18 protein-coding genes and 1 pseudogene are annotated in these 17,653 nt (G+C 65.7%); 11 read left to right on the top strand and 8 right to left on the bottom strand.

Translation table 11 applies throughout. From position 1 onward, the window contains the following. The first annotated feature begins 19 nt into the window (after positions 1 to 19). The 4 genes from NKH51_RS00195 to NKH51_RS00180 all read left to right on the top strand — a co-directional run bounded on the left by NKH51_RS00195 (position 20) and on the right by NKH51_RS00180 (position 3,550). A complete protein-coding gene (locus NKH51_RS00195) occupies positions 20 to 1,204 on the top strand; it encodes a tubulin/FtsZ family protein (protein WP_254763228.1) in 1,185 nt (394 codons plus the stop codon). A gap of 164 nt (positions 1,205 to 1,368) precedes the next feature. Then, positions 1,369 to 2,070 (top strand): 2-phospho-L-lactate guanylyltransferase, encoded by a 702-nt coding sequence (gene cofC / locus NKH51_RS00190; RefSeq protein WP_254763227.1) that lies wholly within the window; start codon positions 1,369 to 1,371, stop codon positions 2,068 to 2,070. Between the two features lie 75 nt (positions 2,071 to 2,145). Next, positions 2,146 to 3,309, top strand: coding sequence for a 7,8-didemethyl-8-hydroxy-5-deazariboflavin synthase subunit CofG (gene cofG, locus NKH51_RS00185; protein ID WP_254763226.1), 1,164 nt, complete (start codon positions 2,146 to 2,148; stop codon positions 3,307 to 3,309). Between the two features lie 67 nt (positions 3,310 to 3,376). Next, complete coding sequence (locus NKH51_RS00180; RefSeq protein ID WP_254763225.1) at positions 3,377 to 3,550, top strand: hypothetical protein; 174 nt, start codon at positions 3,377 to 3,379, stop codon at positions 3,548 to 3,550. An 18-nt stretch (positions 3,551 to 3,568) separates the two neighbouring features. On the opposite strand, the gene NKH51_RS00175 is transcribed toward NKH51_RS00180, so the two are convergent. From NKH51_RS00175 to NKH51_RS00160, 4 genes are all read right to left on the bottom strand, one after another. Then, positions 3,569 to 4,021 carry a nucleoside deaminase gene (locus tag NKH51_RS00175; protein ID WP_254763224.1) on the bottom strand — a complete coding sequence of 151 codons (453 nt, stop codon included), beginning with the start codon at positions 4,019 to 4,021 and terminating at the stop codon, positions 3,569 to 3,571. 59 nt (positions 4,022 to 4,080) lie between these two features. Further along, the gene (locus tag NKH51_RS00170; protein ID WP_254763223.1) at positions 4,081 to 4,839 is read right to left on the bottom strand and encodes an SDR family NAD(P)-dependent oxidoreductase; all 759 of its coding nucleotides are present in this window, start codon (positions 4,837 to 4,839) and stop codon (positions 4,081 to 4,083) included. Between the two features lie 114 nt (positions 4,840 to 4,953). Further along, the gene (gene cofH / locus NKH51_RS00165; RefSeq protein ID WP_254763222.1) at positions 4,954 to 6,336 is read right to left on the bottom strand and encodes a 7,8-didemethyl-8-hydroxy-5-deazariboflavin synthase subunit CofH; all 1,383 of its coding nucleotides are present in this window, start codon (positions 6,334 to 6,336) and stop codon (positions 4,954 to 4,956) included. Positions 6,337 to 6,428: 92 nt separating this feature from the next. Next, entirely contained in the window at positions 6,429 to 7,457 is a 1,029-nt protein-coding gene (locus NKH51_RS00160) for a potassium channel family protein (RefSeq protein ID WP_254763221.1), read from the bottom strand. Positions 7,458 to 7,691: 234 nt separating this feature from the next. On the opposite strand from NKH51_RS00160, the gene NKH51_RS00155 reads away from it, so the two are divergent. Further along, positions 7,692 to 7,985 carry a hypothetical protein gene (locus NKH51_RS00155; RefSeq protein WP_254763220.1) on the top strand — a complete coding sequence of 98 codons (294 nt, stop codon included), beginning with the start codon at positions 7,692 to 7,694 and terminating at the stop codon, positions 7,983 to 7,985. A 139-nt stretch (positions 7,986 to 8,124) separates the two neighbouring features. Then, positions 8,125 to 9,144, top strand: a complete 1,020-nt coding sequence (locus NKH51_RS00150; protein WP_254763219.1) for a phosphoribosylaminoimidazolesuccinocarboxamide synthase — start codon at positions 8,125 to 8,127, stop codon at positions 9,142 to 9,144. Positions 9,145 to 9,178: 34 nt separating this feature from the next. Here the strand turns inward: NKH51_RS00150 and NKH51_RS00145 are convergent, their stop codons facing one another. Further along, complete coding sequence (locus NKH51_RS00145) at positions 9,179 to 10,195, bottom strand: sensor histidine kinase (protein WP_254763218.1); 1,017 nt, start codon at positions 10,193 to 10,195, stop codon at positions 9,179 to 9,181. A gap of 350 nt (positions 10,196 to 10,545) precedes the next feature. Here NKH51_RS00145 and NKH51_RS00140 point away from each other — a divergent pair, with 350 nt between their 5' ends. Then, positions 10,546 to 10,710 carry a DUF7576 family protein gene (locus NKH51_RS00140; protein WP_254763217.1) on the top strand — a complete coding sequence of 55 codons (165 nt, stop codon included), beginning with the start codon at positions 10,546 to 10,548 and terminating at the stop codon, positions 10,708 to 10,710. A 165-nt stretch (positions 10,711 to 10,875) separates the two neighbouring features. On the opposite strand, the gene NKH51_RS00135 is transcribed toward NKH51_RS00140, so the two are convergent. From NKH51_RS00135 to NKH51_RS00125, 3 genes and pseudogenes are all read right to left on the bottom strand, one after another. Beyond that, the gene (locus tag NKH51_RS00135; protein ID WP_254763216.1) at positions 10,876 to 11,826 is read right to left on the bottom strand and encodes a formyltetrahydrofolate deformylase; all 951 of its coding nucleotides are present in this window, start codon (positions 11,824 to 11,826) and stop codon (positions 10,876 to 10,878) included. A 185-nt stretch (positions 11,827 to 12,011) separates the two neighbouring features. Further along, a pseudogene (locus NKH51_RS00130) lies at positions 12,012 to 12,239 on the bottom strand (IS200/IS605 family transposon protein TnpB); the annotation flags it as partial. 8 nt (positions 12,240 to 12,247) lie between these two features. Beyond that, complete coding sequence (locus NKH51_RS00125) at positions 12,248 to 12,622, bottom strand: hypothetical protein (protein ID WP_254763215.1); 375 nt, start codon at positions 12,620 to 12,622, stop codon at positions 12,248 to 12,250. A 342-nt stretch (positions 12,623 to 12,964) separates the two neighbouring features. Between NKH51_RS00125 and NKH51_RS00120 the strand changes: the two genes are divergently transcribed. The 4 genes from NKH51_RS00120 (at position 12,965) to NKH51_RS00105 (ending at position 17,650) form a co-directional block, all read left to right on the top strand. Further along, entirely contained in the window at positions 12,965 to 13,279 is a 315-nt protein-coding gene (locus tag NKH51_RS00120; protein ID WP_254763214.1) for a HalOD1 output domain-containing protein, read from the top strand. A gap of 138 nt (positions 13,280 to 13,417) precedes the next feature. Then, positions 13,418 to 13,669: a phosphoribosylformylglycinamidine synthase subunit PurS gene (purS, locus tag NKH51_RS00115; RefSeq protein WP_254763213.1), complete on the top strand. Its 252-nt coding sequence runs from the start codon at positions 13,418 to 13,420 to the stop codon at positions 13,667 to 13,669. Continuing rightward, positions 13,670 to 14,350, top strand: a complete 681-nt coding sequence (purQ, locus tag NKH51_RS00110; protein ID WP_254763212.1) for a phosphoribosylformylglycinamidine synthase I — start codon at positions 13,670 to 13,672, stop codon at positions 14,348 to 14,350. 129 nt (positions 14,351 to 14,479) lie between these two features. Then, entirely contained in the window at positions 14,480 to 17,650 is a 3,171-nt protein-coding gene (locus tag NKH51_RS00105) for a PAS domain S-box protein (protein ID WP_254765180.1), read from the top strand. Positions 17,651 to 17,653 lie beyond the last annotated feature (3 nt).

Here is a 17,653-nt window from a genome sequence, read left to right as displayed (position 1 = left end):
CGGAGCCCCCTGACAAACAATGAAGCTGGCGATGATCGGATTCGGACAGGCCGGTGGCAAAATCGTCGATCGATTCCTCGATTACGACGATCGGACGAACAGCGGAATCGTCCGGGCGGCGATCGCCGTCAACTCCGCGAAGGCGGACCTCATCGGTCTCGACAACATTCCACAGGAGAATCGCGTACTCATCGGCCAGGCCCGCGTAAAGGGCCACGGCGTGGGTGCTGACAACGAACTCGGCGCAGAAGTCGCCGAGGAGGACATCGACGAGGTGCAAAACGCCATCGACTCGATCCCGACCCACGAGGTCGACGCCTTCCTGATCGTCTCCGGGATGGGCGGCGGCACCGGGTCGGGCGGCGCGCCCGTCCTCGCGAAACACCTCAAACGGATCTACACGATCCCCGTCTACGGGCTCGGCGTCCTGCCGGGCACCGACGAAGGTGGGATCTACACGCTCAACGCGGCGCGATCGTTCCAGACGTTCGTCCGCGAGGTCGACAACCTGCTCGTCTTCGACAACGACTCCTGGCGACAGACCGGCGAGTCCGTCGAGGGCGGTTACGAGCAGATCAACGAGGAGATCGTCCGTCGATTCGGCATCCTCTTCGGTGCCGGCGAGGTCGGCGACGGCCAGGAAGTCGCCGAGAGCGTCGTCGACTCCTCGGAGATCATCAACACACTCTCCGGCGGCGGCGTCTCCACCGTCGGCTTCGCGAGCGAAGAGGTCGAACTCAACTCCGGCGGCGGCCTCCTCTCGCGGTTCACCGGCGACGGCAGCGGTGCCGGCGACGACAACCTCGACGCCGCGAACACCACCAACCGCATCACGAGCCTCGTCCGCAAGGCGGCGCTCGGCCGGCTCACCCTTCCCTGCGAGATCGAAGGGACCGAGCGCGCCCTGCTCGTCCTCTCCGGCCCCTCGGAGTATCTGAACCGGAAAGGCATCGAACGCGGGCGCAAGTGGCTCGAGGAGGAAACCGGTAGCATGGAGGTTCGCGGCGGCGACTTCCCGCGGGGCGAACCCGAAGTCTCCGCAGCAATCTTGCTGTCGGGCGTGACGAACGTCCCGCGGATCAAGCGCCTCCAGCAGGTCGCCATCGAAGCCCAGGACAACATGGACGACATCCAGCGGGAGAGCGAAGAGAACCTCGAGGAACTCGTCGAAGACGACGAAGACGAACTCGAGCCGCTCTTCTAGACCGCTTTTCTCTCGGTCTTCGGCGGCTCGAGCGGCCGCGCTCGACTCGTGTCGGGGGGCGCGAGATCGGAACCGAACTCGGACGGCTGCCGAAGGCGCGGTCGGCCGCTGTCTTGACTCCGACGTGCTTTTGAGCGCGCCCGGACTACCGCAACCAGATTCAGATGCGCGTCGTCGTCCCGTTCGCCGCCGAGACGCCGAAGACCCGCCTCGAGCCCGTCCTCACGGCAGCCGAGCGCTCGACGCTCGCCCGCGCGATGCTCGCCGACGTGTTGCGTGCGGTCGTCGAAGCGGGCTACGAGCCGACGGTCGTCTCGACCGGCGACCTCGATCTCGCCACTCTCGAGTTACCGGGCGAGGTCGAAACGTCGACCGCGGTGACGGTCGACGAGCGGCCGCTCACCGAGGCGGTCAACGCGCGACTGCCGGGCGGCGACGGGAACGGCGAGGCGGACGGGAGCGACGACCTCCAGGCCGTCGCCGTTGTCATGGCCGATCTCGCGCTGGCGACACCCACCGCGCTCGAGGAGTTGTTCGACGCCGACGCCGACGTGGCGATCGCGCCGGGGCGGGCCGGCGGGACGAACGCGCTCGTCGTCCGCGACCCCGCGTTTCGGGTCGACTACCACGGCACCTCGTATCTCGACCACCGCGAGATCGCCCGCGAGGTCGGCGCCACCCTCGAGACGGTCGACTCGTTCCGGCTCGCGACGGATATCGACGAGCCCGACGATCTAGTCGAGGTGCTCGTCCACGGGCACGAGACCGACCGCGCCCCGTCCCGTCTCCGCGCGTTCGGGTTCGAACTCGCCGATCGGGTGGGACGCGTCGTCGCGGTCCGCGACGGGCCGGCGGCCACGGAGTAGCGGGGCGGCCGCGGGGATCCCGACGGCCACCGCGAAGCCAAGGTCTTATGAGCCGAGCGACGACACTCAGAGGTAATGTTCCCCGGGGCGGACGAGTACGGCGTCGATATCACGGTCGACGAGCGAGCCGTCGATGATCTCCTGCAGGTGAGCCCGAACGACGTCGACGCGCCGCCGGCACTGACCTTCGCGCGGAACGTCTTCGTGCCACTCACCACGGCCTGTCGGTACACCTGCACCTACTGCACGTACTTCGACCCGCCGGGACAGGCCTCGCTGCTCTCGCTCGAGGAGGTCCGCGAGATCTGTCGGCGCGGCGCGGACGCCGGCTGTACGGAGGCGCTGTTCACCTTCGGCGACGACCCTGACGACCGCTATACTGAGATCCACACGCAACTCGAGGAATGGGGCCACGACTCGATCCACACCTACCTGCGCGAGGCCTGCGAAGTGGCGCTCGAGGAGGGACTGCTCCCCCACGCCAATCCGGGCGATCAGACCCGCGAGCAGATGGCAGTCGTCGCCGACGTCAACGCCAGCATGGGCGTGATGCTCGAGACGACCGCCGAGGTCGGGGCCCACGCCGGCCCGCGGCGGAAAGTGCCCGGCCAGCGGCTGCGGACCCTCGAGAATGCGGGCGAACTCGACGTGGCGTTCACGACCGGAATCCTGGTGGGGATCGGCGAGGACTGGCGGGATCGCGCCGAGAGCCTGCTCGCGATCCGCGAACTCCACGAGCGCTACGACCACATCCAGGAAGTGATCGTCCAGCCGGTAGTGGAGAACGAACGCTGGTCCGGCGGCTCGCCGGATCTGGCGACGATGCGGCAGGTGACGGCGATGGCCCGCGCCGCGTTACCGGAGGAGATCTCGGTGCAGGTACCTCCCAACCTCGCGCCCGCGAAGGACCTCATCGACTGCGGCGTCGACGATCTGGGCGGCGTCTCGCCGGTCACCGACGACCACATCAATCCCGACTACACGTGGCCCGCCCTACGCGAACTCGAGGAGATCGCAGCCCACGCGGGCGTGCCGCTCGGCGAACGACTCCCGGTCTACGAGCGATTCTTACCGTCGGAGCTGCGGACGGACGGCTTCGACGGCCGAGTCGCCGACGGTGCCGACGGCGGGCGGAAGTGGCTCTCGCCGACGATTCGGGATGCGCTCGCGGCCGACGACCCGGCTGGCCGGCGCTATCGGACGGTGCTTCGAGACGAGACGGCGGCCGTCGCGGACTGACCGCTGAGCGCGGGATCGACTCGCTCCGAATCGAGTCGGTTATCCGCTACTATCCCTGAAGACGGGTGTGACTCCCCCCGAACCCGTCGCCGACGAGGGCCGAACGCTCGAAAGTCGCGGGTACCGCATCACCGTCGACGAGGGCCGCGACTCGTTTTTCGCGATCAGTCTCGAGGACCCGGAGACAGAAACGGCGTGGCTCATGTCGGACACCGTCCGCTCGCTCGAAGAGATGCGGTAGCCCCTCGGCGAGCGCCCGTCAGAAATAGCCCTCGTGGATCGGGAGCCCCTCGTCCTCGAGTACGGGCCCTTCGACGGTCGTCGAGCCGTCGGCCCGGTCGACGACCTCCGCGCACGGGATGTCGATCACGCCATCGTCTCGGAGTTCGGTAAGTGACTCGACGGACACGCTGTAGACGACGCGCCCGAGCCCCGCGTAGACGATCGCGCTCGCACACATCGGACACGGCTCGGTGCTGGTGTACATCGTACATGCCGCGCGCTCGTCGGCTTCGAGTTCGCGCGCGGCCCAGCGAGCCAGCGTAAATTCCGGGTGAGCGGAAATGTCCTCGTCAGTCAGCGTCGTGTTCTCGGCCGTTCGAACGACCTCGTCGTCGACGACGAGCAGCGAGCCGAAGGGGGTGTTGCCGTGCTCGACCGCCGATTCAGCGAGATCGATCGCCCGCCGCACGTACGACTGGTCGCTTGCCATACCGGTTCGTCGGCCGCCAGCACCGAAACGTTGCCCCTCGCGGGGCTCGAGCGGCGACGCTACGTACAGGAGAAGCCGCCGTCGACGACCAGCGCCTGCCCGGTGATCCAGCTGGCCTCGTCGCTGGCGAGGAACAACATCGCGTTGGCGATGTCCTCGGGTCGGCCGAGTCGCTTGAGCGGATAGAACTTCGACATCTCTTCCTTCCTCGCCTCCCACTCCTCCTCGGTGTGGTTCTTCCGGGGCATCGCGGTATCCGTGACACCCGGACAGACCGCGTTCGCCCGGACGCCGGCCGGGCCGACCTCCGCCGCGACGGTGCGCGTGAAGTTGACCACCGCGCCCTTCGAGAGCGAGTAGGCCCCGAGTTCGGGCGCACCGATGACGCCGGCCAGCGACGCCGTGTTGACGATCGCGCCCGACCCCTGCTCTTTGAAGTGTGGAATGACGGCCCGGCAGCCGTTCCAGACGCCCTTGACGTTCACGTCGATGACCCGGTCACGCTCGCTTTCGTCGATATCCTCGACTTTCGAACGCTCGTGGCTGACCCCCGCGTTGTTGAGCATGATGTCGAGGCCGAATTCGTCGACCGTTTCGTCGACGGCTGCCTGGACCGCGTCCGCGTCGCGGACGTCTAACTCGAGGGCGGTCCCGCTCTGTCCCGCCTCTTCGACGAGGGCAACCGTCTCTTCGGCGCTCTCGAGATCGATATCGGCCGCGACGATCGTCGCACCTTCGTCGGCGAACAGTTCGGCGGCTTCCCGGCCGAGGCCGGACCCTGCACCCGTGATAAACGCAGTCTTCTCTTCGAGTCGCATACGCATAGACGCTCGAGCGGCCATATAAAGTATTTCACAGCGGAAAGGCTGGACGGCGACCGGTTCGGGAGTCGAACTCGCGTCGGCAACGGCGGGCAGTCGCGACGTGGCAGGTCAGTCGTCCGCGATGGCGGTCGTTCGTTCCTCGCTCTCCTCGCGGGTCAGCAGCGGCGTCCCGTCGGCCTTCGGCCCGAGTCGCGGGCCGAACGGCGGGTCGTCGGGGTCGATAACGCGGCGTCGCTCGTAGTCGGTCGAGCGCTCGACTGGAACGCGGCCGATCGAGGCGATCATCTCGACGTAGTCCTCGAACGAGCGGAACTCGCCGTAGCCGCCGCCAGCGCGCTTGGTGATCTCCTCCGAGAGGATCGTCCCCATGTAGTCGTCGGCCCCACACGAGAGCATCTTCAGCCCCTGTTCGTCGCCGTACTTGACCCACGACGACTGGATGTGGTCGATGTTATCGAGGAAGAGTCGGGAGACGGCGATCAGCAGTTCGTCCTCGTCGATGCTGGCACCGCCCGAGACCACATCGTGCTCGAACAGCGGCGTGTTCTGGTGGATAAAGGAGAGGGGGACGAACTCCGTGATGTTGCCCGTTCGGTCCTGCAGATCGCGGATTCGTTTCAAGTGTAGCGCGCGGTGGGCCTCGTTCTCGACGTGGCCGTACATGATCGTCGCCGTCATCCCGAGGCCGACGTTCGCGGCGGCCTCCATGGCCTCGAGCCAGCCCTGGGTTCCGATCTTGCCGGGACAGATCACGTCTCGCACTTCGTCGACGAGGATCTCGGCGGCGGTGCCGGGGACGGTGTCGAGGCCCGCCGCTTGCAGCCGGCGGTAGACCTCCTCGTAGGACCAGTCGGTACCCCGCCGGGCGTGGTAGGCCTCCTCGGGCGTCATCGAGTGGACGTGGACCCCGTCGACGCTCATCGCCGAAATCTGGTCGGTGTACGTGCCGGGGCTGGTCTCGTAGACCGTCGGCGGCTTGTAGTTGACTTCCTTCGGGTTCGGGTGATCGTCGAGGATTTCCCGGTGTTCCTCGTCCAGCGCGAACGCGGGATGTAGTCCCGAAACTGACGTGACCTCGTAGATGCCGCGTTCGACGGCGTCGGCGACGATATCGCGGGATTCGGCGGGCGTCTTCGTGAAGCCGGCGGTCTCGATTTCCGTCTCGCGTTCGAACGTGTGGGCGGCGTCTTTGAAGTTACAGAACAGACAGCCCACGTTGCAGGCCGTCGTGACGTTGTTGTTCAGGTTCGCGATGAAGGTGACCTCCTCGCCAACCTCCTCGGCGCGGCGACGATCGGCCGCCTCGAGGACGCGCTCCTTGCGCCGCCGGTCGATGCCCTCGCGGTCGGTCCCCGTCGTGAGTAACTCGATCGCGTCGTCGACCGCGAGTCGGTCGCCGTCGCGCGCTTTCGCCAGTGCGTTCTCGAAGGACTGGTCGGTCTCGGGAACGTGTTCGAACGCGAGGTCGGCCTCGGTCACCGGTCGCTCCATCGGAGAAACGATTCCGGTACAGCGAGAAAAGCGTGGTGGATTCGGCGATCCGGCGGTGTCATCTCGGTCGTTTCGACCGTCGCCGCCGGACGCTACTGCTCCCGTGCGACACGCGCAGTCGACGTCGACTCCGACGACGGCCACTGCCGGGCGTCGGACTCGACCAGCCCGAGCAGCGTTCGACGGCGGTCCTCGAGGTCCGCGACGGCGTCGTCGAACGCCTCGTCGGAGACGGTCGGCACGCCCGCGTCGCGAAGCCCCTCGAGGGTCGGTTCGGGCGGCGAGCGGTCCGCGGGATCGACGAACGCGTCGTGGAGCGTCTCGAGATAGCCGCGGACGCTCGCTCGCGCGGTTTTCAGGACGGCGTCGCTGGGGCGGTCGGTTTCGGGTATCCCGAACCGGAACAGCGTGAGCGCGTCGTCGAGGGCGGCGATGCTCGCCACCGGCGCTCGGTCGCGCTGGCCGCTGTGGAAGTAGTGGAGGATCGGGTACGCCTTGTGGTTCTCCGTGAGCGCGTTTAGCTGCGAGGTGAGGTCGTTCAGCGGGACGTCGAGACCCCGAAACTCCTCGCCGTCCCAGCCCGCCCGGACGATCTCGTCGCCGCTCGTCCCGAGCCCGCTCACGCCGCTCGCGAACGATCGCTTCTGCGTGACGGCGTCGAGGACGGAGAGGACGTAGGTGACGGTCAGGGTGACGAAGAGCATCCCGCTGGCGGTCGCGAGCGTGGTCGCGAGCTGCCAGACGCCGTCTCGAGGGACGTAGTCGCCGTTTCCGAGGGTGAAGATCGTGTAGCCGGTGAAATACACGTGTTCGAACCAGGAGAGCGGTCCCTCGTCGATCGTGTCGACGAAGGGATGTGCACCGCTCGCGAAGACGAGCGTCCAGCCGGCCCAGAGGAGGCAGATCCAGACGACGAGCCCGGCGACGAGGACGACCGGACCGGAGAGGGTGAGCAGCCGCGAGTTCCGATCGGCGACCCGCTTGAATCCGCCCCACGTCCACCCCATCAGCCGTGACGTGAGCGGCCCAGCGCCGCCTTCGATCCAGAGCGTCGTCCAGAGGAGGTCCACCACGGCGATGCCGAGGAGTGCTACTCCGAACGTGAGGAAGAGCGGGTTCATCTCCGCACCACCTCGATACCGGACGGCGGACTGATCCGCGGCGCTCGCGGGGCCCCTCGCTCCGCGCCGGAAACGAACCGTCGCTGATCCGACAGCGCTGCGATCACGCTCGCCCGTTCGCGCTCGAGCCGGAAAACGCTCAAGCCGGAATGTTCGCGGACCGGCCGTCGCGCGGTCGACGGCTCGTCGAACGCAGGTCCCGGAACTATCCGCGAGGCCCGCGAACCTCCGCGTATGAGTTCACGAACGCCCGAGGAGTGTATCGACCTCGCGCTCGCCGAGGACGCCGACGCGAAGGCGCGAGCGGACGCGATCCGCGAACTGCGGACGGCCAACGAGTGCGACGAGCTCGAGGCGCTCGTTCGTCGGGAGGATCTCGACGAGCGGTTCCGGCGACAGGCGCTCGAGGCGCTCGCGACGCCGCAGTGCGACTCGACGCTTCGCGAACTCGTCGAGGAGGAGCCGGTGGGCGGATCGCTGCGGGAAGACGCCGAGGAGCTGCTCGCGACCGTCGAGGACGATAGGTGAGCGCGCTCGATCACCGTCCGTGCCACCGGGCGGACCGACCGCGCTGTGGCCGCCGGTCGGATATTGAAACCTTCTTACCGTCCGGCCACAGCAACTGGAGTATGAACCGCGGCGGCGGACGCGTTCCGGGGTGTCCCGTATGACGAGTGTCAAAGAGTTTCGAATCGAGGAGGAAGCGACCGCCGACGACCTCGGCCGGGGCTCGTTCGTCTTCACCGACGACTACTCGGTGTTCGACTGGGGGAAGATGCCCGATCAGATCCCCCAGAAGGGCGCGACCCTCTGTACGATGGGCGCGTTCAACTTCGAACTGCTCGAGGCCGAGGGCGTCCCGACCCACTACCGGGGCGTCGTCGAGAACGGCGACGTCATCGACCTCGAGGACGCCTCCCACCCGCCCTGGGAGATGGCTATCGAGCTGACGCAGGTGCCCGACCTGCCCCACGAGGGCCGCGAGTACGACTACGACAGCTATCACGACGCGGCCGGCGAGAACTATCTGGTTCCCCTCGAGATCGTCTTCCGCAACCGCGTCCCCGTTGGCTCGAGTCTGCGGAGTCGGACCGAGCCCGCCGACCACGGCCTCGCGTTCGACGAGTGGCCCGACGAGGCCGTCGACCTCGACGAGCCGATCGTGGAGTTCACGACGAAGTACGAGGAGAGCGACCGCCAGCTCGGGCCCGACGAGGCCGACGAGATCGCGGGGAAGGCGTCGATCGCGGATCTCGAGTCTGTCGCCCGCGAGGTCAACCGGATCGTCACCGAACAGGCCGATTCCGCCGGCCTGGTCCACGAAGACGGCAAGATCGAGTGCCTGTATTATCAGGGAGAAATCCGCGTCGCGGACGTCGTCGGCACCTTCGACGAGAATCGTTTCAGCTACGAGGGCAGTCAGCTCTCGAAGGAAGTGCTCCGGCAGTACCACAAGCGCACCCAGCCCGAGTGGGTTCAGGCCGTCGACGCCGCCAAAGCCGAGGCCAAACGTGAGGACGTCGCCGACTGGAAGTCGCTGTGCGACGCCGATCCCGAGCCGCTCGCAGAGAGCGTCCTCGAGACCGCCCGCGATATGTACTGTGCCGGGGCCAACGCCTACACCGGGCGAGAATTCTTCGACGCACCGCCGCTCTCGAGCGCGATCGGTGCGGTCCAGCGGCTGTAAGAACCTCGTTCGCGTTCTACCGCTCGATCCGGGCTTACCCCGAAACGAGGTCGAGGTCGTCGTCCCCCGGGAGAATGGTGAATTCGAACCGCGCTCCGCCCGTCGCGCTCTCGGTGATGGCGACGGACCAGCCGTGGGCCTCCGCGATCGTTTCGACGATGTAGAGTCCGAAGCCGGTGCCGTCGGTGCTACTGCTGAAACCGGGATCGAAGATTGCTCCGCGGTCGGTGGCGTCGATTCCCGGTCCGTCGTCTTCGACCGCGAACCCGGTCTCGGTCTCCGTCACGGTGATCGTCACCGACGGCCCCGCGTGCTCGACGGAGTTCCGAAACAGATTCTCGAACAGCCGCTGGAGTCGGGAGGCATCGCCGTCCACGACGACCGTCGCTCGAGCGTCGAGCGTCGCGGCGGCGGTGTCGACCATGTCCCACGCGTCGCGTGCGACGGCCGCCAGATCGACTGCCTCCGCGTCCGTCACGCTGCGGCCGTCGCGCGCGATGACGAACACGTCGTCGATGATGCGACCGATCCGGTCGAGCGAGTCGCCGAGGAGGTCCAGTCGCTCCTCGTCGCCGTCCGATCGATACTGCTCGAGATCGCCGTACGCGACGGCGAGCGGGTTTCGCAGGTCGTGCGTGAGGATCGTCGCGAACTCGGAGAGGCGGTCGTTCTGTGCGGTGAGTTTGACCGACTGCTCCCGCCGTTCGGTCACGTCCCGACCGACCCCACAGAAGCCGACGATGGAACCCTCGTCGTCCGTCAATCGGTGGCCACTAAGTTCGAACAGTATCGTTCCTTCAGTCGTGTTCGCCCGGGCTTCGACGACGATCTCGCCGGTCTCGAAGATGGCCTCGACGGCGCGCTCGACGGCCGGCCGGTCCGCCTCGAGAAAGAACTCCATCGGCGTCATCCCCGCGAGTTGGTCCGCAGTCAGATCAAACAGTTCCTCGAGTCGGTCGTTCCAGAACACGAGTTCACCCCGTTCGTCGTAGACGTAGAAGACGTCGTCAAGAACGTTCACCGACTGACGAAGCAGTACGTCTTCAGTCATAAGATAGTATCGGATTCAGCAGAGATAAGTATGCGCAGAGATGTCACCGGCGTTTTAGCTCGACGGGACCGCTCGGCCGATCGCTCCAACAAAATGGACCCGACGCCGCCGTCGACGGGCGACGAACGGCGTCGCGATTCGGGTGACGCCCTCGGACTCGTCCGCTTGTGAGCGCCTCGATCGATCACGAGCGCGTCGCCGGGACTCGCTCGAGCGTGTTACGGCCCTGTAAACGAACCACGATTGGACTGTTTTCGCCCGTCGACGGCTGAGACGGACGGTTTACCGGTCCGTGGTCGGAACGGCCGAAATGGATTCGTTAAAGTGGGTCTCGTCCCACCTGTCAACCGATGACTGACTCGACGGACGAGGACGGACCCGAATGTCGACACTGTGGCGATCCCGTCGGATCGTCGCCCGAACAGCGTGTGATCACGACGGTCGAGGACGGAGCGACCGTCTACAAGCACTTCTGCAGCGACGACTGTCTCGAACTCTGGGAAGCGTCGGCGTAACCGGCAGCGGCCGGCCACCGACGCTGGCGACCCCGCCAGCCACTCTCTTACCGGATGGACCTCGGCGATGGCGTCCGATGAACGCGACGCTATCGCCGATATTCCCGTCGACGGCGCTGGTCGCTGGTCGTCTGGCACCAAAAGCAACCGAGCGAACGGACGCTGCTACTGGTCTTCGGCGACCGCGCTGCCGATCCCGTCGACCGGCCGGTCCGGCGTGAACTCATCGATCTCGTCGGGGAGGCCGAGCTGGTACTCGCTGCCGTTCTCCCGGACCGACGTTCGGCCCCGATGGACCGACACGTCCCCGTTCAGGTGGAGTTTGACGGCCTCGAGCAGGGCGTCGGCCTCAAGGGGCTGGCCGCGGCGCTTTAACACCTCGAGGTCGGCGTCGTCGGGGACGTCGAACGCGCGCTGAGTGATGATCGGCCCCTGATCGAGGTCGGTCGTCACGTAGTGGGCGGTGACGCCAGCGACGCGGACGCCCTCCTCGACGGCCTGTCGGTAGGCCTCCGCGCCGGGGAACGCCGGCAACAGGGAGGGGTGGACGTTGATGATGCGGTCCTCGTAGCGGAAGACGACGTTCGGGCTGAGGATACGCATGTACCGCGCGAGGACGATCAGGTCCGCGTCGTACTCGGCCAGCAGGTCGAGCAGTCGGTCCTCGTTTTGCTGGCCGCCCTCGTCACCGATGTCGTGGAAGGGCACGTCGTAGTGTTCGGCAAGCGGCTGGAGGTCGTCGTGGTTGCCGATGACGACGCCGATGTCGGCGCCGAGTTCGTCGTTGGCCCAGGCCTCGAACAGGGCCTCGAGGCAGTGGCTCTCCTTGGTGACGAGGACGGCGATCTGCTGGTTCTCGCGGTCCGTGGGGAAGCGGACCTGCACGTCGAGGCCGAGGTCGTCCCCGAGGTCGTGGAGGTCTTCGCGGAGTTTGGCCTCGGTACAGACCATCTCCGAGGTATCGACGGCGAGATACATCCGGAAGACGCCGTCGCGGACCGCCTGATCGAGATCCTCGATGTTGATCCCGCGCTCGAACAGGAGGCTCGTCACCCGCGCGATCAGCCCGGTGTCGTCGTCTCCGATCACCGTGATCTCCGTTACGTCGGTCGTCACCGCTGCCACCTCCGCTCGAGCGAAGTTCGTTCCATCACGACGGACTCAGTTCGCGCGCGGCTAAAAGTCCTGCTTTCCGTGGAGGTCGCTGAGAACGACCCGCGTCGTTTTCTCGGCGCAACAGACGACCGGTTTTGACATCCTCTCCGCGCTAAAGCGCGAGGATTCTTCCGTTGGGGATTCGGCTACCGACCTACGGAGGCAACTTGCGGGTCCGTGCGCACTTCTTTGGGATTTTCGTGAGAGAGTGGGTTCCCCGACCGCTCGTGGTCGTCCCACTCGAATCGCACGGGCCGTGCCATCAGCCTGACCTCTGCATCGCTGTTTTCTCGAAGAAATACCTCTGACGCCGTGAGGTCGGCGTGCCCCTCGAACCCATACGGACACGTCAACGTCTCCTCGTGGCGAACTGTCGTATACTTCACAAGGGCACACCACATTCATTTCTTTTATATAAATACATAATTGCAATGAACTGTTGTAATAATGGGACCCCAATACCAAAAATCCCACCTAGTATATACAAGATTGTATTAGATTTCCAAGTGGAACCTCCTTTTTGAATGTGTTTCTGGTCTTGGTAGATAGCAATGGGAAAAATAAGCACTAGCAAAAATAGAATGACGCCAATCAAGGCTAGTGCATTATATAATATGGAAATAAACTCGGCACTAATTACACCAACACCCGTGAATAAAATGGAGAGGACAATGAAGAACAACACAAACCATATGATTGGAAGTACAATCACCCCGGCTATAAAGTACCACCATCGAGATCCTGCTTGAGCAGCCATTTTGTTGCACTAATACACGAGTGTATGAATATCTATTGGATTGTTAAGGTTAAATCAACTACACCTACTTGACAAACCCTCGCCGAGCTCGTCAACACCTACTCGACCAATCCTCACTGAGTTCGTCAAACTCATCAGATAAGTCTACTCCGTCTGACCAAGAGACCCCACTCGTCGCCCGTCGGACGTATGACGGACGCTCGAGCGGACCTGCCGCCCGTCTCGTGAATTACTTTCTTTTGTCGTACAAACACAGGTAATTTGTCTGACAGGGTTTTATGCTCTCAACTGTGGAACGACGGTTTAGTCACGCACAGTGACAGTCGCCGACGGGTGAATATGATGACAGCAACACCACACGACCACGGCCGATCACGGATCGATCGCGAACGGATGACGGCGTTCGTCTCGCACGACTGGAACGGAAACGACTCGCTGACGTCGACCATCGTCTCGACGGTCGCGGATCTCTCGGAGACCGATCCGACGGACGTCGAGCGCATCTACGACCGGATCGACCCCGAGAGCCTCGAGACACTGTTCGAACCGACGGGCACCACCGGGAGCCGGAACACGGGGCAAGTAACGTTCCAGTTGGACGCCTACACGATCACCGTTCACGCGACGGGGGATATCGTCGTCGCGCGGGCCGCGTAGCGGCCGTGGACCGCAAGGCGACTGCCGGCGTCCCGGTTCGGACGGCACTCGCCGTCGCGGATCGATTCGATGTCCACGAACGTGTATTGCGGAGTCAAGACGAAAGCGTTTTTGAGCACGGTTGCGGGGTATCAGATAATGACCGCCTACACCGCGACGGTGACGGTTCGACTCAAACGCGGCGTGCTCGATCCCGAGGCCGAGACCACGAAGGGGGCCCTCGAGCGACTGGGCTTCGAACTCGAAGACCTGCGTTCGGCCGACCGCTTCGAGATCGACCTCGAGGCCGACTCCGCGGACGACGCTCGCGAACGCGCGGGCGAGATGGCCGAACGGCTGCTGGCGAATCCGACCATCCACGACTACGACGTGGAGGTCGACGACCGGTAGATGACCGTCTCGATCATCAGGTTCGGCGGCTCGAACTGCGACCGCGACGCCGAACGCGCGCTCGAACACCTCGAGATCGACGCCGAGATCGTCTGGCACGAGGACGGCCTCCCCGCGGACACGACCGGCGTCGTCCTGCCGGGCGGGTTCTCCTACGGCGACTACCTCCGCGCGGGTGCGATGGCGGCCCGCTCGCCGATCATGAACGACATTCGCGAGGCTGCGGCCGACGGCGTCCCCGTGCTCGGCGTCTGCAACGGCGCGCAGGTCGGCTGCGAGTCCGGGCTCACCGAGGGCGCGTTCACGACAAACGAGAGCGCCCGCTTCCAATGTGAACACGTCTACCTTCGCGTCGAGCGGGCGGACACGCCCTGGACCGCCGCCTACGAGGAAGGCGAGGTCATCGAGGTCCCCATCGCTCACGGCGAAGGGCGCTACGAGATCGACGACGATCGGCTCGCCGAACTCGAGGACGAGGGACGGGTCCTCTTCCGGTACTGTGACGAGAACGGCGAGATCGGTCCCGAGGTGAACCCGAACGGCTCGAAACACAACGTCGCGGGCGTTCTCGGCGAGCACGAGACCGTCGCGGTGTTGATGCCCCACCCCGAGCGCGCGACGCTGCCCGATATCGGCCCGACCGACGGCCAGGGGATCCTCGAGGGATTCCAGACCGCATAACGTCCGTTTTCGAGAGATATCCGTCCTGTACCGCTGCGTTCCCGTCTTTCAGCCGTCGCAACTCAGTTCGTGAGTCGAGTCGAACAGTAATGATGACCGCGTTCCTTGGCAACGAGTGGAATACAGGGGATGGGCTCGAACACTGGAACGAAGGCCTGCGTCGTCACCGTCGATCCGGACGTGGCCGACGCGATCGAACGCGCCCTCGCGGAGCGCGGCGTGGCTGCCGACGCCGTCGAGACGGCCGACGACTGCCTCGAGAGCCTTTCGAGTGCCGACTGCGTCGTGGTCGCGAAGGCGGCCGACGCCGAGCCGATCGAACTCTGCGAAGCGATTCGAGCCCAGCGAGCCGAGCTCCCGATCGTCGTCTATCCCGACGACGGCAGCGAAGCGCTCGCGGGTGCAGTCGTCGCCGCGGGCGCCGACGGCTACGTCCCCCGATCAGCGGGGACCGAGACGCTCGCGGCACGGACGGACGAATTGCTCGAGGAGACCAAGGATCGCCGACAGACGGGGCGGGCCGGCACGGGTGACGGCACAGCAGTCTCCGCGGACCGGGTCGAGACGCTCGTCGAGCGATCGCCGATCCCCATCGTCGAGTGGACGCCGAGATACGAGATCCGAAACTGGAACCCGGCGGCCACCGAGTTGTTCGGCTACACCGCCGAGGAGGCGGTCGGCGAGTCTGCAGTCGAGCTCGTCATCCCCGAATGCGACCACGAAACGGACCGGGCCCGACGGGAGACGTTCCGCGAGGACGCTCTCGACGGCGACCCGTTCTGTCGTCTCGAACGGAACGTCTGCAAGGACGGCAAGATAGTCAGTTGTGAGTGGGCATACACGCCGCTGGTCGACGACGCGGGAGACGTGAGCAGCGTCCTCTCGTTCGCCCAGGACGTGACCGACGAGCGAGAGCGTGCGAACGCACTCGAGGCGCTCTACGAGACGGTCAACGAGTTGCTGCGAGCCGAGTCCGCCGACGAGATCGCCGACATCGTAATGACGGCGACGGAAGACGTGATCGATCGGTCGCTCGGCGCGATCAGGTTCTACGACGAGGAGACCGAACGGCTCGAACTCGTCGGCGTCACGCCGACGCTCGACGAGCACACCGACGATATCTCGCTGGTCGGGCCGAACGACGCCGTTCTCTGGGACGCTTATACGAACGAGGAGCCGACCGTCGTCGAGAACGTCTCGACGGGGCGAATCCCGTACGACATCCGGACCGAGGTCGGGACGGCGATCCTCCAGCCCCTCGGCGAACACGGGATGCTGACGGTGGCGTCGCCGGGGGCGGAGACGCTCGACGACGTCGAAGCCACGCTGATCCACGTCCTCGCCACGACGGCCGAGGCCGCCCTCGATCGAGCCGCGCGCGAACGCGAACTCGAGCGAACGAAGACGGTCGTCGAGACGGTCGGCGACTGCGTCTATCAGTTAGACTGCGAGGGTCGGTTCGTCACCGTCAACGACACGATGATGGGAGAGACCGGCTACGACCGCGCGGACCTTCTCGGAGAGCACGTCTCGACGATCCTCACCGACGAGAGCGTCGAGCGCGGGAACCGACACATTCGAGCGCTCGTCGCCGACGACGAGCGACACGTCGTCACTTTCGAGATCACGCTGGTCAGTCCCAACGGAGAGCAAACGCCGCTCGAGGTCAACATGGCGCTGTTGCGGTCCGACGGCGAGATCGAAGGGACGGTCGGCATCGCCCGCGACATCAGCGACCGCAAGCGCATGGAACGGAAGCTGGTGGATCGGAAAGCGAAGATCGAAGCCTTACACAGCGTCGCCTCGCGGCTCGAGGACTGCGAGAGCCGAGCCGAGATCTACGACCTGACCGTGGAAGCCGCCGAAGACGTCCTCAACTTCGACGTCTGCTGCGTCGACAGGGCCGACGGCGACGCCCTCGTCAGGGAAGCCGTCTCGTCCAGCCTCGAGAGCGACCTCGCGGAGCGACGGGCGATCGACGACGGCATCGCCGGGAAGACCTATCGCACGCAGCGGCCGTGCCGGATCGACGACATCGCGGCGGACGACGACACGGAGCCGAAGATCGACGACATCGAGTCGGTACTCAGCGTCCCGATCGGCGACCGCGGCGTGTTTCAGGCCGTCTCGACGGCGTCGGACGCCTTCACCCCGGCCGACGAGGAGCTGGCGGAACTGCTGCTCTCGCACGTGGCCGACGCGCTCGATCGCCTCGCGTTCGAAGACCGTCTCCGGTCGGAACGCGACCGGTTCGCGGCGCTGTTCGAGAACGTCCCCGACGCGGTCGTCAGCGCGCGCCACTGCGACGGCGAGCCGATCGTCGAGGCGGTGAATCCGGCGTTCGAGCGCGTGTTCGGCTACGAGGAAGCTGAACTCGTCGGCGAACCGCTCGACGACGACCTCGTTCCCGCCAACGCGCGGGAGGAGGCCGCCGCACTCAATCGCCAGAGCGAGCGCGGCGAGACCGTCGAAGCCGAAGTCACGCGTCGGACCGCCGACGGGATGCGCGAGTTCATGATGCGAATCGTCCCGATGGAGTCCGACGGCTCCTCGAACCACACCTTCGGCCTCTACACCGACATCACGACTCAGAAACGGCGGCGCAAGCGACTCGAGATCCTCAATCGCGTCCTGCGCCACGACCTGCGCAACGGCATGAACATCATCGACGGCTGCGCCGAGATGCTCGCCGACGCCGTCGACGACGCCGACAGCGAATACGTCGAGACGATCAAAGAACGGACGAGCGAGCTCATCGGCCTCGCGGGAAAGACCCGCGCCGTCGAACGGGTCCTCGACCGCGACGAAGTCGCGGCCGGGCCGATCGATCTCACCACGACCATCGAAGAGGCGATCGACCGGCTCGAGCGCGACCACGACGCCGAGATCTCCAGTTCGCTGCCGGACCGGCGCTTCGCTCGAGCCGACGAGTACCTCGAGACGGCCGTCTTCCAGATCCTCGAGAACGCCGTCGAGCACAACGACCGGGCGCGACCGACGGTCGACGTGACCCTTCGGGACTGCCCGGACGACGAGATGCTGCGGCTGACGGTCGCCGACGACGGGCCCGGCATGCCCGAGGAGGAGCGAGAACTGCTCGAGGGCGACCGGGAGATCACCCAGCTCAGACACGCCAGCGGGCTCGGCCTCTGGCTGGTCAACTGGGTCGTCACGCAGGCCGGCGGCAGACTCTCCTTCGCCGACAACGAGCCGCGGGGGACCGTCGTCACGCTCGAGGTCCCACGCGTCGACGCCGAATCGACGCGCTCGGTCTCGGACGGGACGGCCGCCGGCGATTGAACT

The organism is Natrinema marinum (assembly GCF_024296685.1).
Lineage (GTDB): Archaea > Halobacteriota > Halobacteria > Halobacteriales > Natrialbaceae > Natrinema > Natrinema marinum.
Note: the sequence above shows the minus strand (reverse complement) of the source record. Positions and strands in the feature narration are given on the sequence as shown.